We start from the raw sequence: 18,068 nt of genomic DNA, 5'->3' as shown, positions 1-18,068 counted from the left end.
ATTTTTTATACCCGACCTTATAACCTGGCAACTGCAGAGTCTAAATAAGTTTTCATATCATGCAGGTCCATACCCATATTCAGGTATTTCTGGTAGATCATCTCGTACTTGGTTTTCAGCTTTGGATTTTTAGCTACAATACGCAGCACCGAATCCTTTGTAAACGTAAGACAGGCGCCCACAGTGGTAGCAAAATCTTCTTCAGGAGCATAACCTCCGTAAGGTTCAAAGAAACCATCCGCCTGGGCCTGCGCAGTAGTTTTGCTGCTATAGGCAATACCATAATAGTTGCCCTGCGAAACACGGTCGTAAGCATATCCCCTTCCGTATTTATGGTCCATCTGGTGCGCATGTTCGTGGTAAAGGGTTGTTATATGCGACCTTAAAGATGTTTTATTGGTAAAGCTTAAATTATCCACAGCACCCATACCTAAACGGTAGAACTGGCCATTTAAACCGGCACCAGCCGCACCGCCGGAAGAGATGCTGTTAAATTTAATAGCACTGCCCACAATTAAGAACTCGATAGGCTTTTCGTTGGCCCAGAATTTAGGGAACCGCTGTTTTAAAGGCCCTAACCATAATTTATTGATCATGATATTGGTATAACTTACCGCCCGGTCATAACTGGTAGGCGTAAAGAAGGTAGTAGGATCAATTACACGGGGCGTAAACTGGTAATACACTTTTACCCCGTAATCCCGCTGGATGGTATCAATCAGAGAATCCAGGCCGTTTTTAACGGCATTCTGCGGTAACTCTAAAAAATCAACCGGCTCTTCTTTCACCAGTTTGTCTTCTTTGGTACAACTAACAAATACCACTATTGCCATTGCCAGCACAAAGCCGGTTAAGCCATAAATATTTTTTTTCATATACATTTTATTAAAGGTTCAGTTTATTTTTAAACAGTAAGGTGTTATCGCGGATTTAACTGGATACCGGGATTACCTAATTGTTCTGTTAACGGGATCTGTAAAGCTTTTTTAAGATCGGTTGCTTCTAAGGTAGCCGCTACCGGTAATCCTCTTCCCAATACATGCTCCACTTTTATTTTCAACCTTTTTACATCAAACCACCTGAGTCCTTCATTTAAAAACTCCTTCCTTCTCTCGTCCATTACAATGGCCAGTAATTGTTCTTTGGTAACATCGGCCGCTGCAATGGGTGTATAAGTGGTATACCTGGCAGCCCTGAAAACATTTACATCAGCCAGGGCATCTTCTACTGTACCGGCAGTGCTGCGTAACACGGCTTCGGCCCTGTTTAACAATACTTCATCGGTAGTAAAATGTGCTGTTCTTACAAAGCTGTTGGGGTTGTTAGGCTGTGTATTGTATTTGGTAGCTACAACCTGGTTATCAATTACCGTACCCACGGCGATCAATAAAGTTCTGCGACGGTCAGTATTGGTAAAAGTACCTCTTAACTGATCCGTTGGGAAAAAGCCGCATAAAGTATAGCCGGTAGGCGTTAACACACTCAGGTTAGTGGAATAACTGCTTAACAGGATATTCGGATGTGAGGGAGGATCCATATACATGGTAGCATAATATTCCCTGCTGAACTGGGAGATCAATGCGAGATCAGCAGCCAGGTTACGGGTTGTACGGCCTTTGATCTTAATTACCTCATCGGCATATTTAACCGCTTCTTCCCATTCGCCTTTATACAATTTTACCCTGGTCATAAACGCGTTGGCGCTGGCCAGTGAAAAATGGTAAGGATTTTTTGACAGATCGGCCTCACCCTTTTTCATATAATCAAGGCCGGAAATAGCATCCTTCTCAATCTGTTCATACACCTGCTGTACGGTACTGCGTTTTACCAGTACCTGGTTTTCTTTGCTCACTGTGGTAACAATGCCCACACCCAGGTCGGTAGCCGCTGTTGCTTTATCATAATGCTGGCCAAATAAATTAACCAGTAAGAAATGGCAGTAAGCTCTTACCATCAGGGCCTCACCCATTACGGCTGCTTTATACGAATCGCTGCCTCTTTCCGATTTTAATACACCTTCAATTACCAGGTTGGCCCTGTAAATTTTGGAATAAAACTCGGCATAGGCATTTTCAGGGCCTGTGGGTATGTTCTGCGGATATTCGTCCTTATACAGGTACATCGGCAGGAAACGGTCATTGATAGAAGCCTGCGCCAGTGTGGCATAGTACTGGTAATCGTCGGTAAGGATATCCGTAAACAATTCATGCCTTAACGGGTAACCATCGGTCATCAGCTGGGCAAAATGTTCGGTAAGCGTAGGGCTGATCCTGTTATCATAGGACTTATCCAGGAATTTTTTACAGCCCGAGAAAACCAGGACCACCAGTGATAACGCCAATATTTTATATCTTGTTTTCATGTTTCTGTAGCTCATTAAGTTTTTTAGAATTGTGCAATTAATCTCAGCGAATAACTTTTAGGGTTAGGTAAGCTTACCCCGGTGATCAGTGTTTCAGGATCCACACCTCTTAAGCGCTTATCAGCCCAATAATAGATATTGTTGGCAGAAGCCATAACCCTTACGCTTTTGATCACCCCGATACGCTGTAACGCTTTAGGGCTTACTTCGTAAGAAAGCATCACCTCGTTCAAACGTAACACATTTGCATTTACCACCATGGCAGTGCTCCTGTTATAGGCAAATTCGTTCTGAATACCAGCCGAAGATAAGTAAGCGGCCTGAATACTGGACACCAGGCCCGGTACATTGGTGATCAATTCGTCACCGCTTGAACGCCAGCGGGCATCAATATCCTGTGCTACTGCCAGGTTATCGGCGTAGTTACGTTGTACCATGGGCGAGCGGAATACTTTATTACCATAACTGTAGGTAAAGAAGATCCTTAACTCAAAAGGACCGTAACCGAATGTGTTACTGATAGAGCCGGTAGTGGTTGGTTCACGTGGGCCCATATAAGAAACCAGGGAATCGTTGGTATTTGATAATAAGATACCGTTTGTGGTACGTGCACCTTTACCGGTACCATAAGAGAACAATGGCTGGCCATTGGCATCAAGACCTGCAAAATTATAGGCATATAAACCGTACAGCGGGTTACCAATTTTACCATACCCGTCAGGTTTGGTTACATTGGTTAATAATGGCGATTGTAATACACCACCCACCATTTCGTTTTTCACATAACTGTAGATCAGGCCTGCACCCCACCTGAATTTTTTGGAATTCAGGATATTGGATACATTAAAAGTAAAGTCAAATCCTTTGTTGGACATAGAAGCCCAGTTGATCACTTTGGTGGTAAACCCTTCTTCCAAAGGCATACTGCTGGGGGCGATCAGGTCCTGGTTTTTACGGGAATAGTATTCTGCAATTACACTAAAACGGTTCAGGAATGACATGTCCAGGCCGATATTGGTGATATAGTCTTTCTCCCAGGCCAGGCTGTATAATTCCGGAGAAGCTACACGTATACCTATTTCGCTGTTCACATCATCAATACGGATAGCATTGTAGAAGCGGGCATTTAACATGGGGGAAGTCTGGTAAGCATTACCACGAAGCGCATAACTGGCACGTAAAGTCAGGTGATCGATCACATTTTTCTTATCCAGTTTCCTGAAGAACTCTTCACGATCCACGTTCCAGGATACACCTACGTTGTAGTTAGGTAAATACTTGGAACGTACAGAAGAACCAAATACGTTACTGGCATCTGCACGTAAGGTAAAGTCAAAGTTGTACTTGTTGTTAAAGGTATACTGGCCGTTCACAAATCCACCCACAGCTCTTTCCTCGATCGCGTCCTCGTTATAATAACGCTCATCGGTCTGGATAGCCCTGGTCATGGCCAGCTGGCTGGGGGAAATGATTTTGCCACCATAGTACATATAACCATAGCCTCTGACGTTGGAAGTAGCATTGGTGCCGGACCTCGCGTCAAAACCACCAAATAAATTCACCCGATGCCTGTCGGTAAAATTCACCTTATAATCTAATGTAAACCTTCCGTACAACTCAGTACCTGAGTTCTTAAACACATCTAAAATACCACCACGTGGTAAGATGGTCTCCGGTATGGAGTTAGGGTTGGTAACATCTTTAAACAGGTACGGGTTTAAACCACGGATCACATCATTATAACTGGCACGGTAGGCTTCAGCTACATTCGAATATTCTGTCATCACGTGATCTACCTGCGAGGTATTTCTCCTGAATGACATTACTGTTTCCAGGGTTAATTGTTTGGTAAGTTTATAAGAGGGTTTTACCACAATAGAGATACTCTGGTTATCTAATTTGGTAAAGTTCTCTTTCAGCTCCTCCATGATATTGAAGGGAGCATAGTTACGCCTGTAATATTTATAAGAGCCGTCGCTGTTGTAAGGACTCATAGCGCGGCTGGTAGTAGTAGCATAGATGGACGGGTTGGTCTCAAAAGGACGGGTTATCGCACCATTGGTAACCGTGCTGTTAAAAGCGCCGGGTGTCATTTGGTTACGGAAATTAGCCGTAATATCCACATCTACCAGGAATTTACTGCTCACATTGAAGATGGTGCGCATATCGGTGGTATAACGTTTATTGTTATAACCCACAGCAGCGCCGTTATCACCGGCAAAACTGCCCGACAAATAATAGGTAGCTTTATCACCGCCGCCGGAAAGCGACAGGGAGTGCTCCTGTAATACGTTATTCTTAAATAAAACATCGAACCAGTTGGTGTTGGCATACTTGGCGTCATACACTTCCCTGTTAAATTGTTCTTTGCTTATTTTATTTTCAGCATAACGGAAAAAAGGGTCGGTAAAAGCACCTGTACCGGAAGGATAGTTCAGTACCGACAGGTAACCGTAGTTATACAGGTCATATGCCAGGTCAATCTGCTGGCTGGAGTTCATTAAGTTAAACCTGGTAATATCTGGTTTTAAACCTACTGAAACGGCAGAACTTAAATTAATAGCCAGGGTACCTTTCGATCCTTTTTTGGTGGTAATAGAAACGATACCATTGGCAGCCCTTGTACCGTACAAGGCAGTTGCCGAACCGTCTTTTAAGATGGAGATGTCTTCAATATCATTCGCATTCAGGCCTGCGATAACCGAGCTTAATAAACTGGCGGGGTCGCCGGAGTACAGCTGGCTAACAGAAACGTTGGCAGGGGCACTGATAGGTACACCGTTCAATACATATAAAGGTTCCTGGTTGGCGCTGATAGAGGCATTACCACGGATACGGATCTTAGGTGTAGCACCAAAAGTACCCGATGGGTTTTGTACACTCACACCCGCCGCGGTACCCTGTAACATTTTGGATACGTCCATATAACCGGCGCGGTTGATCAGTTCCTTATCCACCTGTACCACAGAGCCGGTGAATTTTTTCTTATCGATCTTCTGGAAGCCGGTCACCACCACTCCTTCCAGGCTGGCGGCGTATACATTCAGTTTAATGGATTGACCATTGGCAATTTCTGAAGCGGCCATTTCTTTTGATTCATAACCGATCAGCGAAAAAACGATACGGCTGTTTTTGTCCACGTCTTTTAACTCAAAAGCTCCCGCTTCATTGGTTACCGTTCCTTTGCTGGTGCCTTTAACCGTAACAGATACGGTGGCCAGGGGAAGATCGGCTGAATCGGATATTACCTTACCCCATACCGTGATCTTCTCATTGGTTTGGGCGAGTAAGGTAATGGAGAATGAAAAAAACAGCAGCAGACAGGCAGCCAGTCGTCTGCAGCAGGCAGTTTTGAAAACAAAATACATAATTGTTATATGGGGTTTAAAATTTGCGTAGAGGGTTATAGTGGCGCACGGGTTTGTAACAGCAGTTGTCCTGGCTCATAAGCTTGTTTTTTTATAAAATAATAAGTCGTTCGGTTAAGTACGCAGCCGCTTTCCTATACGAAACGGTACGTAATTATACATTGAGTCATTTGCTTCTATTTCACACGTGGATTTTTCGAAATATTTTTTAAATTATTTTCATACGAATCCTAACTAAATGAAAAATAATTAGTTAAGAATAATATTTTCTTGTATAAAAACGGGGAGCAGGAGTATAGCTGCAGGTAAACGGACAGAAAAAAGTTATACTAACAAACTTTTGTTACTAATCGGGTAAATGCTGCTAAAGTAGCCAGGCCGGAGTAAGACCTGGATCAAAGATTATCCAATACATCAATAATGGCGGCTATTAATCCCCTGTCGATATCGTGGTAATTAACAGGCATATTCTCCTGTTTAACCACCCGGAAAGCGCCGTTATCATCGCGTTCAAAAATCAATTCTATATCATTCACCATAATATAAAATTTATAGCTGTAGGTAAATGCTACCAGCCGGCCGGGTAATAATAGTTCGGCATTTTTATAGGTAACCGGTAGTTCAAAGCTATGTTCCATGTTGGGGTATGTATAACAAAGCTAAGGTAATCAGAATGCCGGAATTAAATTCCTTCACCGGTGCAACAGCAGGTAAACATACCTGTATTTTTAGGTCCCGGCTGTAGTACTTCTCCGGGCTTTCGTTGCGTCGCACACTGCACCGTTCCCTCCGCTTATCAGCAGGGCCTGAGCTGTAAAATAAAAGTCATGTTTATCATGGCAACAAAAAACTATATTTGGTTAAACAAAACCTATGTCCCTCAAATACCTTTGCCTGTTAATGTTTGTACTTATTACAAGCCGTTTAACCGCACAAACAAATACCATTAAAAGACTGGATGGTAGTACCATCACTGTTGCCGATATTGACCGAACCGTTAATAAAGTAATGGCCGCGGCCAATGTACAGGGCCTGGGGCTGGCCGTACTCAACAACAACAAAACCGTATTCGTTAAAACCTATGGTTATAAAAACAAGCCGCAAAACACCCTGCTGGATACGGCAACTATCGTCTACGGCGCATCCTACAGCAAAGCCGTTTTTGGCTACCTGGTGATGAAACTGGTGGAGGAAAAAATAATCGACCTGGATAAACCACTGTATCAATACCTGGCAAAGCCGATACCCGACTACCCTTACTTCTCCGATCTTAAAAATGATGACCGCTGGAAACTCATCACCGGGCGTATGTGCCTGAGCCATACCACCGGCCTGCCCAATGTACGCTGGTTTGACCCAATTACCAGTGCCTGGGATTCCGCCGGGGTAATTAAAATTTATTTCAAGCCCGGCAGCAAATATGCGTACTCCGGCGAAGGCTTTAAACTATTACAATTAGTGATAGAAGAGATCACGAAAAAAAATATAGACCAATTGGCCGAAGAAAAAATATTCAAACCCTTTGGCATGCACCGCACCGGTTATATCTGGCACGAATCCTTTGGCGATGATAATGTAGCCGTAGGCCATATGGACAATGGCGATATTGATATGAAGCGAAAACGCACGGAGCCAGTTGCCGGCGGCTCGCTGGTCACTACCATTGCGGACTATGCCCGTTTTATTGAAAACGTAATGCAGCAAAAAGGGCTAAGTAAAAAATCATACAACACCATGTTGGCGCCACAGATCCGTATTCATTCCGTAACGCAATTTCCTCCTATCACGGAAACTACTACTACCGAGAACGATGGTATTCAGTTATCCTACGGACTTGGCTGGGGTGTGATGCAATGTCCTTATGGCAAGGCTTTTTTTAAAGAAGGCAATGGGGGTGCCTGGCGTAATTATAATATCAACTTCCCCGAAAAAGGTATTTCCATCATTATCATGGCCAATAGCGAGAATGGAGAAAAGATCTTCCAGGAATTAATAGAAACAATCATCGGCGATAATTGTATACCCTGGAAATGGCAGGGGTATATACCTTATGATGGAGTGAAAAGTAAATAGTATAGGGGTAATATTATGCCTTGGCAAAAAACAAAGCATAATGCTGCTATTGTTCTAGAACACTACGAGCAACCTAGGACACTATTCAATAAGCGTTAATTCAAGGCTCACTTAAAAACAACCGGAATTAGAAGTAATATTCGTGTTATTTCTATTACTATACCATTCAAACAGATCCTGGAAGTTATTAAACACCCTAACTCCATTTTCTAACATTTTGTATGATAGCCTCAACGCATAATCAAAATCATCACACAGCTTCATTAATAAAATAGGATCTACAGTATATATGCCAAAAAAATCGGTATTATTCATTCTATCTCGAACCAAAGCATGCTTTTCGGGATTCTCCCAAAAAGTATAATCATCTATTTCAAAGGCACCACTTTCATTATTCTGTTCCATTTGCAGGTGTTTTTGTGTTAAACCTTATTCGATCTTTTCCTGATGGTAAAATTACTGATGATTTCTCACAAGACCCACCTCTTAAAAATTAAGCAATATTGAATATAAAAATACTCGTCGAAGTTATTACTCGTTATTGGTAGTCTCATTAAACACAAAACAATATAAAGAAAGCAAAACTGCCATTCGTTTGCAACAAATGACAAAACTAAATCACAAAAAACTCACAGTCTGCACACCACTACTACACAAATCTAATTATCTATTGCATCAAATATAAAAAACCAGGCATTAAGCCTGGTTTTCGAAAAACAGATGTTTTGTTACAAACAAAGGATAACGTTTCCTATTTTTAGTTTACTTCATTAACTCAACTAAAGACAACTGGGGACAGAATAGCTATGAAGTTACTAGCTTTGTATAGTTAGAAATCTTTTGCTAATGATAAAAAGCATGCCTAACCCTGATGCAATCAGGGCAGGAATATTCGTCACGAGTCTCCTTACAGAAGACTCGCGACAGATGGGGTGTAATATCTGGTACTATATCAAAATTTATATCGACTTCATGTACAAACATTTTTTTATAATCAGAAAGTAACATTCCACTTGCGCCTGTCATTGCATCATAAATGCTCCCTCCTTTTATTACAGCTGCATGATGAGCCCATCCAGTTATTGTATTATTCCCTCCATTATAAATCACCTCTCCCAAACGAAAAAATTTACTTGTCTTCGTTATTCGTAGTCTCATTAAAGACAAACCAATACAAAAAAAGGAAAGCTGTCATTCGTTTGCAACAAATGACAAAACTAAATCACAAAAACCTCACAGCCTGCACACCCCAACTACACAAATCAAATTATCTATTGCATCAAATGTAAAAAACCAGGCATTAAGCCTGGTTTTCGAAAAACAGATGTTTTGTTACAAACAAAGAATAACATTTGCTGTTTTTAGTTTACTTCATTAACTCAACTAATGACAACCGGGGACAGAATAGCTATGAAAGTTACTAGCTTTGTATAGTTAGAAACCTTTTACTAATGATAAAAAGAATGCCTAACCCCTGATGCAATCAGGGCAGGAATATTTGTCACGAGTCTCCTTACAGAAGACTCGCGACAGATGGTAGTTGTTTTATCATAACAGGTATAAAAGAGGTCAGTTGGATGGCCTCATGTTGTTTTAGTCCTATTTTTTTAGACCACTACAGACAACTGAAATTTACATACCATCTCAGAAGACTACCAACAATTGGATAATTATTTTTTTTTAGCCGGATCTAAATACCAATAACCTTTAGTCTTATACGAAAAGATATTATAGATTAAAATCTTTGAAAAGAACGCAGCATGATGAGAATCAATTATGTATTCAAGAACGGCACCATCTATCCTTCTGATGGCAACCCTGTTAGTTCCCGGATATTGGCCATTTTTTTTTGCATAATTAAGTGCTTCGTAATCATTTAAAAACTTTTCAACTTCGTTAATATACATCTCTTTATATACAGTATTTAAAATACTGATCACCCGTTCCGTCGTTATTAATAAATAACTATTCGCTAAGCGACACTCTAATATTGGCAATTCACTAGATTTTAACTCAACCTCATCCGATAAATATGCTCCTTTTATTATTCTTGTATGTAAAGCATCATTAAATGTAGTCCAACTATCAGGTTCTTTGTCAATGGCCTTAAGAGTAACACTTAAAACAGCATTTCTAAATTGTTCTACCATCATTCTATACTTTTATCCCATGTGACAGTTATATAACCAAAATTACTGTCAACTTGTTTAGTAAAATAATACCCGTATTCTTGCGCCCATGTCGGATCGTTTGCCAGTCTATGATTTACTACAAGATTAAAATTTATCTGAACACTATGAGCACCTTGTTCTTTCCCCATTTGTTCTGCTATTTCTGTAAGCTTTTTGAATGTATCATTGGAGGGACCATCTAGCTTCTTTAAAATAGCATCTATTGATAGATATAAAGTTCCGTCATCCGATATATCCATTTTGCCAGCGAGGTTATCTACGCTGCTTCCCATTCTTTTTGAAAAATCTTCAAACAAATCAGATTTAGTCAATACTTTCTTAACACTTGTTTTCTGTTGAGTTCTTACAATATCATCCGGGCTATTGATCAACGGAACACCAAGTGCGTCTTCAACGAAAGCTACTGCAACTGCATGTATAAAAGCAGGGCCAAAAGCTAAAGTACCTCCCAATGTAACAGACCAAAATGTGGCCAATCCCTTAGCAAGATCTTGCCCAGTTTTGGCACGTAAGTCCTCGGCTGAAGTATATGGAGCCCAGTGACCATTTGATTTGCCAGGAACATCTGATACAAGTCTAACCATTTGATCAGCACCTGGGTTATGCTTCCAGTAGTAATTTCTTCCTCCTTGCCTGTGTATAAACCAATATTTACTGGTAACCTTATCATATACAGCTTCCACATAAGCAACCCCATCGTATTTATTGTATTCATTGTAACCTTTTCCCAGACTTTTACCAACCGTACTCATATTCATAAATACCAGATTCTTTCTGTAGTCTTTGGGTTCCCCTCCATCCAAATCGACATTTTTTATGGGATTAGCTCCTGCAAAATGAAAAGGTGATAAATCATGATATTCGTGTGCCAGCGGATCTACTGATAAAAACCGGCCTAATCTATTATCATATACACGCATTCCATAATCCTGCTGATTACCGTCTCCCTTTATTTCATTATCATTTTCCTTTCCATGAAAACCATACCGGTATTTACCACTGGGAGCAGCATAGACTCTTCCAACTAGTTGCATTCCAAAAGGAGCATAATCGGTAGCAGACACCACATCTGTTTCATAATAATCAATTTGATGTTGATTAGGACTGGATTTGGCCACCTGAATTTTTTTGTCGCTGATTGTTGCCAGCACATTTCCCAAATGGTTACTCAATTCAAATATTTTTTCACCTCTTACCAGTGTTCTAGTTACAGCTTTTCCAAAACCACTTGCAAGATCCAGGCTGCTTGAGGCTCGGCTTTCAGGTAATGCCATACCAAACCTGTTAGCACCATACAAATGTATCTCTTTTTGAGTAACCGTGTTCACTGATGGTATTTCATATATACTCATTACGTTACCACTACCATCCCGTACATACAATGTTGTTTTCCCTGATACGGTTTTGGCAATCCGGTTACCGGCAGCATCATAAATATAACTGGTTGTGTTGCCACTCTTGGTAATATCTGCTATTTTCCCATAAACCGTCCAGTTAATACTACTGATATTCTCGCTGACATCTTTAATTAAGTTACCACTTTCGTCATATTCATAATTATCGGCACTTTGCCCGTCAATATCTTCCGTATAATTGGTTACACTTACATTATCAGTTACATAATTTAACTGATTGGTACCGGCATTATAATTATACCCAAGATTATCCATCGTTACCGGCTTGCCAACTGAAGGCGCTCCATTACGCACATAATTTTTTATATTACCATTGGGATCATAAGTAATATTTTCCTGGTAATCGTTCAACAGCGAGGGGGCCCAGGTATTAGTACTAACATTTAATCCGTTAAAAGCCCGCATACTTACCAAGCGGTTTAACTGGTCGTAACCGTAATTGTAAAGTAGTGAAATTGCATTAATACCCGATCCACCTTTCACAAGAGCTTTATTATTAACCGTTATGGCCGCAATATTACCATTATACAATGATTTCAAATCCCCTCCTAAAGTATTTACCTGGGCAAAAGCTGTAGATGAACCAATAGGCCTATAATCCAGGTTAGTGCCGTTATCATAATAATTAAGCGTATAACCCAATACATCTCTGGCTACCACATTATTCGGTGCAACTGTATGCCCGTCACCACCCATATCAGTTCCAGTTGTAAGGTTACTGCTGTTCACACCTTTAAGCCAGCCTTGCAGGGTATAGGCATAATCATTACCCTGTACCAATTGTTGTCCTAAGACAATTCTTGACAGTGCTCCATGTTTATAATAATTATAAGCTGCATCCTGTTCCCAGTATACTTTATCACGGCTGGTTTCCAGCTTCATAATACGATCATCCAAATCATAACTATAGCGGTGATAAAAAGCATCTGCCTCACCGGCTTGATAAGCGACCATTCGCACCTTACTGCTTATTAAATCATAGTCATAAGTCACCTGCTTAAAACGGCTGGTAGCTGGTAATCCTACCACGCCCCTGAAATCCTGCAATAATTTATCTACGTTGCCATGAATATCATAAGTATAAAAAGTGGCATGAGTGTACCAGGTATCTGTGCTGAAGTTTTTCACCAGGCTATAACTTACACGATTGCGTAAATTCCGTTGCATTATTTTACCACTGAGGGCCGGATCAGCAATAGTAAGTGTATAATCCTGGTCATATACAGTTTGTGTAAGCTGGTCCCTTGTACCCGAACTGTTTATCCAGGCATCCAGTTCAACAGGGTCCTGGCTTGTACCCTGGGTCATTATATCATAAAGATGTTGCTTTTGCCCTATTTCTTTTATACGACCCAGCTCGTCGTATAACGTATAGCTATACTTATCGTTTACACGTTGCACGGCACTCTGACTTACCACCAGTCTTGCCAGTTTATCGTACCAAAATTCGCTGATCCCTGCATCCGGGCTTATTTGGGCTACCACCTGGTTTAAACTATTGTACCTGTATTGGGTTAGTAAATTGTGTTCAGGAACTCTCTCTCCAACGGTTTGTCGTTTTAATTTTACATCAGCCAGGTATTCCGTGCTATAATCCGGCTTTACACCGGCAGGCGGTACTGTTTTTACCAAATTTCCTGCCTGGTCATAATAGTATAAAGTATAATGATATTCCTGTGGAATAAACTTTACTGTAAAAGTTTCATCCTTACCTGCATCCAGGCATTTTTCGCGGTATCTTTTTTCAAAATTTACTCTCATCCATTGCAAACGGAATTTATATAGCTGGGTGGCAATAGCTACTGCTTTTTCATAAGTTTGCTGGCAGGGGTCCTCCAAGGAAAACCTATCTCCTGCATCTGTTAACGGCTTATCCTTTTGACAAATTACCACCTGCGAACCACCAGCCGTTACCTCACATCCTGCTATTTGAATGGCCTGCAGATAATCTGACCAGGTATAACTAAAGCCGGTTCGGAAATTCATAAACCGTGCAAATGATTTATTGTATTGCACCTGGTCAATATCTAAATTATCTGCATCTAATACCGGCGCCACATTATAGGGCAAGGCAGGAAAAATTGACTTATATTCATCAATTAAGTTTTTTACCTGGCTGCAGGTAAGGCATTTGTCCACATTGGTATATCCACATTGCATAAATGCCGGCATGGGTTCTCCCGCAGTCAGGTATACCCGGTCTACAGTAACAGTATCACACAACATTCCGTCCGGGCAAAGACCACTACAAAGAGGCTCGGCAATAGGTACACATCCCACTCCGGGCACATATTCATACCCTATTTCACAGGGAACAACAGGAACGCACATACCTGTATTATAATTATACACTTCGTTTGGACCACACATAGGAGGCCATACACATGTACCAAGATAAGAATCCCAAACCATCCCGTTACAACAGTTACCACCACCACCGGGATTCCAGGGATCAGGATCAATTTCTCCTATCGGCCCACCCGGCCCATCACAAGGCTGTTCTACAAGGGAAACCTTACCATTTCCATCCATTTTTAAAACCATGGTTGTATCTACACCTGCCGCCCTTGCATTAAATGGAAGATCACAAACCGGTCCGGGGAGATGACATTCGTAGTATACTTCTGTATATTGCTGTTCACAATTGATCGTATATTGGGTACCTATTTCGTTACACCTGTTTAGCGCTGCAAATAAACCTGTTGTTAAGGTATCACCATATTGCTGGCTTAAATACTCATTTAACGAATTTAACTCATTCGGGTTCTTACCTGCAATAACGGCTTCACTTTTTATAGTATTAAAACGGCTGCAATTACAACTATCAATAGCCGTAACAACCGGTCCTATAACAGGTCTTCCCGCACCATAAGGTTTTGGATATTCAATCACAAATGGATTACACACATCGGTTTTCGCTATACCATAAGTTGTAAAAACCTGATTAATAATTTCCTCAAAACTGCGGGGAGAAGCATCAACCGGTGTGGCAGGCGCAACTGTAGAAGCGCCATAAGGATTAGCTTCATTACTACCTTTTCTGCAAACTTCTACCATTTGGCTTGTGATGGAAGTAATAATAGTATTCTTATCCGGATGACCGGCCAATTGCGGACATTGTAACAGCGAGTTTTTCCATTGGGTAATATACCCCTGGCATCGTTCCGTATATTCTTGTTGCATAGCAGCCGGTGTATCCCAATCAGGAGGCAAATTAGGCCTTCCATCCGGAGAAGGGGTTGAAGGCCAGAAATTCCATCCATCAGGATCCTCGGAATTATTACCATACTGTGTAACCTGTTGCTGATGATCTCTTGGAAAGCGAAGTATAAAATGCTGGGCCACCAGATCATTTTCATCGCTTGCCGGCAGCGGCCTCATTCTAACTATATAACGGTCCATTAGCTCAATTCTGGCCTGAAGATATAAACCCTTAAATTTTTTCCACACTGAATCCCGATCAGCCGCAGGCAAAGAAGAAAAAGCAGATGGGCCGGAAGGTTTGAAACAAGATGCTCCCATAGGTAAACGGGTGCAAATAGCCTGGAAATAAGCGAACTGCCACAGATTTAAACCTCCTTTGTACTCAGTAGTCAGCCACCCCTCCATTATATTTTTTTCATCAGCAGCCGTTGGAATAGCAAAAAAATCGTCCTTAGCGGCTAACTGTGTAGCATTCTCAAATAAATACCCTTCAGTACTTGCATCATTATAAAGCCGTGTTCTAAAAAATTTATTTGCCCAGATATAACTTTCTTCCATGTTTTCCTCTACAAAAAGCAACCGCTGATATTCAGGATGATAAGGCAATAAAGAAGCGGCCCATTCATTTTGAAAGCGAAACTCAAATTCCTCAACACTCATATCGTTAAGTATTGCGGGGGTTGTATGAATAAGCAGATCTTTTTCACCTCTTATATCTAAATAAAAGCCACCGGGGTCACCGTTAAGCTTTCGCGGATTTTTATAAAACGGCGGAGTGGCAGAATAAGTCGAAAAAATATTATACTTCCTCGACATCGTACCAGTACCCACTTCACTTTTTGCATATTGACCGGTAAAGGGCATCATGTCGGCCAGCATAAGCTGCCGTTTATTAACTGTTTGAAGCGCTGTTTCACCGCACATCAGATTACACACGGCTTCTGCATTTTTATACGCAGTTTCAATTTCAGCTTTTAAATAATCAGGTAATTCTCCTGGTTCTGTATAACCAATTCGCTGAAGATAAGTCGTTTGAAAAGTGCTTGGTGTTCCTAAATCTGCAATACAACTTGTACATGAAGCCGCTAACGAAGCTTCAGGAGACAGTGGAGGAGCGTCACAATCGGTCACCTGTTTTAATTCCTGGAATACTGAATCAATCAACAAATCAAGACTTAATGTACACACACCTTTAGTAAGGAAATCTTCTGTAAAGGCCTGCATTGACTTTTCACTTAAAGAAAGTGTTTTTCTTACACTGTAAGAACCAGCAAGTAAAAGTTCTGAGAAACTGATAGCCGAGGGGCGCCCGGAAGAAAGGTTGGCACTATCCTGAAATAACCGCGCAGGGGTTGAGCATTCATAATCCGGTGTAACACTAAGGTTACTAAATTTCTTTACCATTACCGGGACTGTAGCACTACCAGATTCATCAAAAATACTAAATTCTAAGTCATACAAGCATTCATAGCAAATAGGCGAAGAGATACTTCCTTGCCCGCCAAGTTCACATGTATTAACTTCTAATGACCCAGGTGTTAATGTATAAGTAAATTCATAATTAGTACTGGCCGGCACCAATAATGTAGAAACAGATTCAATCACATTTCCTTTTACCCTGTTGGTATTTGCGTCTAATAAATTAAACGTTACCGAACTTGTATGATACTGATTAAAATAATCATTATTATCAGTTACATTCAAAGAGTTAAGACCTGAAGGAGGACCACCTGCCAATGCTGTTGCTATTGTCCTTCCCAAATTATCTACATAACTAACAGTCATTTGCCCATTTGCATCTTTCACCATATTTTTAAAATAGTGACTTCTATCTCCGACTTCAGTTCCGAACAAAGCATCCAATTCTTCCTGGGTTGGAGCTCCATAAAAAAATTTCATCTCTTTTCCACTTCCCATCTGCAGGGGTGCGCCAACACTACTTTGGGCGGCAATTCTGCCGGTGCCATCCTGTGTGTAACGGGTAAGCGAGTAAGGATACCCTTCAGCATCTGGAATGTATTTATTAACTCCTGATTTATCAGGATTGGCAGGACTATAATAAGCCGATGCACTTCCTTCATTTGTTTGCAGTGAAGGAGTATTGGGGCCAACAGTTGTCTGATAGTCAAAAAACAATGAATGATCTTCATTATCTGTTTGTATCGGGCCGCCATCAGGGCTATTAAATTTATTCAGGTTTGCCCGGTATGCAATCACATTATTAATTCCGGGAGCAGCCAAAACCTGCACAGCGGGCCGCCCTTCCCTATCATATAATGTTTCTGCTGTAACGGTCAGCTGTGTGGTATTATCACGTGTAACAGTCTGTCTGCCACGGAAAGAACCATCAAAATACTGAATAACGGTTTTATGTTTTCCTTCTTCCGCAAACACATTGGTAGCCTGCCAGTTTAGATCGTTAGCATGTCCTCCAAAACTTATCGATTGAATTGTTGACCAGGGGCCAAATAACCTGGAGCCATCATATAACATGTTAATCCCCCGTACCCTGTAGTGTATCTTCCCGTCGCCGTCATACAACATGGGAATACTGTAGTTAGTTACAGCATTGCCAAGCTCAACGCGGGTAGCGCCACTTGACAATAACTTTTCTTTGCTTCCTGTTGTAAAGGAGCCTCCAATATGATAATTAGATTCCAGTTCATTCTCCAACCATGACCACTCCAACTGAATAGCGCTATTACCAGGATTGGAAGGAAAACTCCAGGCTACATTTAATACATCACTTCCGGAAGGAAGGGTTGAAGATGCTGAAGGGACATTTAGCGGGTGTAAAAAAGTAAAAGGCGTATTACTAAGCGTAAAATATCTTGTAACCTGAATTTCATTGGTAAGCACCAGAATATTCCTGTAATCCGGCCCACCTGAAGGAAAATTAGGAGTTACAACTACCTCAACATTCTCAGCCCCTTCAAAATGAATATATTGACGCACATCAGATAACTGTCCTTCTCCTTTTTTATAATCGATGGTTAGCGTTTTTGTGAAAGTTTTGTATGCTACATCCGACTGAGATGCTTTATAATTAATAACCAGATCAACACTCGCCACAAAATCATTTAAATAATCAATCGTATTCTCCTCTGCTATAAAAAAACTAATAATATTTTTAAACTTTCTTGAATACTCTGTTTGTCTTACCGGGATATTTGATAAACTGGCACCACTCCCCCAGGCAACTATATCTGAACTAGGCACTGCAGTAGGTCCAAACATTGTCTTTTTAACAACAGTTTGTACCCCACCATCTTTTAGCACAGTATTTTGTCCAACAGCGATATCTGCCAGAGCTATAAAAGAAAAAAAGAAAAAACAGATAATATTGTTTAAGCCTTTAAATAAATTATTCGACTTAAAAAAAATACCGATATGCTGAATATAGCTTTTATACATAAGCCAATTTTAAAAAATAAAGATTAAATATCTAATTTTC

Annotated in this window: 8 protein-coding genes; 1 reads left to right on the top strand and 7 read right to left on the bottom strand. The window is 40.9% G+C overall.

Translation table 11 applies throughout. The annotated features are described in order from the left end of the window. Nucleotides 1–17: 17 nt before the first annotated feature. From ACFS6H_RS13365 to ACFS6H_RS13350, 4 genes are all read right to left on the bottom strand, one after another. On the bottom strand, nt 18–875 hold the full coding sequence (locus ACFS6H_RS13365) for a substrate import-associated zinc metallohydrolase lipoprotein (RefSeq protein ID WP_386099578.1): 858 nt from the start codon (nt 873–875) through the stop codon (nt 18–20). A gap of 44 nt (nt 876–919) precedes the next feature. Then, entirely contained in the window at nt 920–2,362 is a 1,443-nt protein-coding gene (locus ACFS6H_RS13360) for a RagB/SusD family nutrient uptake outer membrane protein (protein WP_386099575.1), read from the bottom strand. 23 nt (nt 2,363–2,385) lie between these two features. Further along, nucleotides 2,386–5,730: a SusC/RagA family TonB-linked outer membrane protein gene (locus tag ACFS6H_RS13355; protein ID WP_386099572.1), complete on the bottom strand. Its 3,345-nt coding sequence runs from the start codon at nt 5,728–5,730 to the stop codon at nt 2,386–2,388. A gap of 395 nt (nt 5,731–6,125) precedes the next feature. Continuing rightward, nucleotides 6,126–6,368 carry a hypothetical protein gene (locus ACFS6H_RS13350; protein WP_386099569.1) on the bottom strand — a complete coding sequence of 81 codons (243 nt, stop codon included), beginning with the start codon at nt 6,366–6,368 and terminating at the stop codon, nt 6,126–6,128. Between the two features lie 235 nt (nt 6,369–6,603). Between ACFS6H_RS13350 and ACFS6H_RS13345 the strand changes: the two genes are divergently transcribed. After that, nucleotides 6,604–7,803, top strand: coding sequence for a serine hydrolase domain-containing protein (locus tag ACFS6H_RS13345; protein ID WP_386099566.1), 1,200 nt, complete (start codon nt 6,604–6,606; stop codon nt 7,801–7,803). Between the two features lie 111 nt (nt 7,804–7,914). On the opposite strand, the gene ACFS6H_RS13340 is transcribed toward ACFS6H_RS13345, so the two are convergent. The 3 genes from ACFS6H_RS13340 to ACFS6H_RS13330 form a co-directional block, all read right to left on the bottom strand. Further along, on the bottom strand, nt 7,915–8,208 hold the full coding sequence (locus ACFS6H_RS13340; RefSeq protein ID WP_386099564.1) for a hypothetical protein: 294 nt from the start codon (nt 8,206–8,208) through the stop codon (nt 7,915–7,917). 1,265 nt (nt 8,209–9,473) lie between these two features. Beyond that, nucleotides 9,474–9,956, bottom strand: a complete 483-nt coding sequence (locus ACFS6H_RS13335; protein WP_386099561.1) for a hypothetical protein — start codon at nt 9,954–9,956, stop codon at nt 9,474–9,476. After that, nucleotides 9,953–18,028: an RHS repeat domain-containing protein gene (locus ACFS6H_RS13330; RefSeq protein WP_386099558.1), complete on the bottom strand. Its 8,076-nt coding sequence runs from the start codon at nt 18,026–18,028 to the stop codon at nt 9,953–9,955. Before ACFS6H_RS13330 ends, ACFS6H_RS13335 begins: the two co-directional genes overlap by 4 nt. Nucleotides 18,029–18,068 lie beyond the last annotated feature (40 nt).

The sequence above is a fragment of the Terrimonas rubra genome, from assembly GCF_042686025.1.
Taxonomy (GTDB): Bacteria; Bacteroidota; Bacteroidia; order Chitinophagales; family Chitinophagaceae; genus Terrimonas; species Terrimonas rubra.
This window is presented reverse-complemented; position numbering and strand designations above follow the sequence as displayed.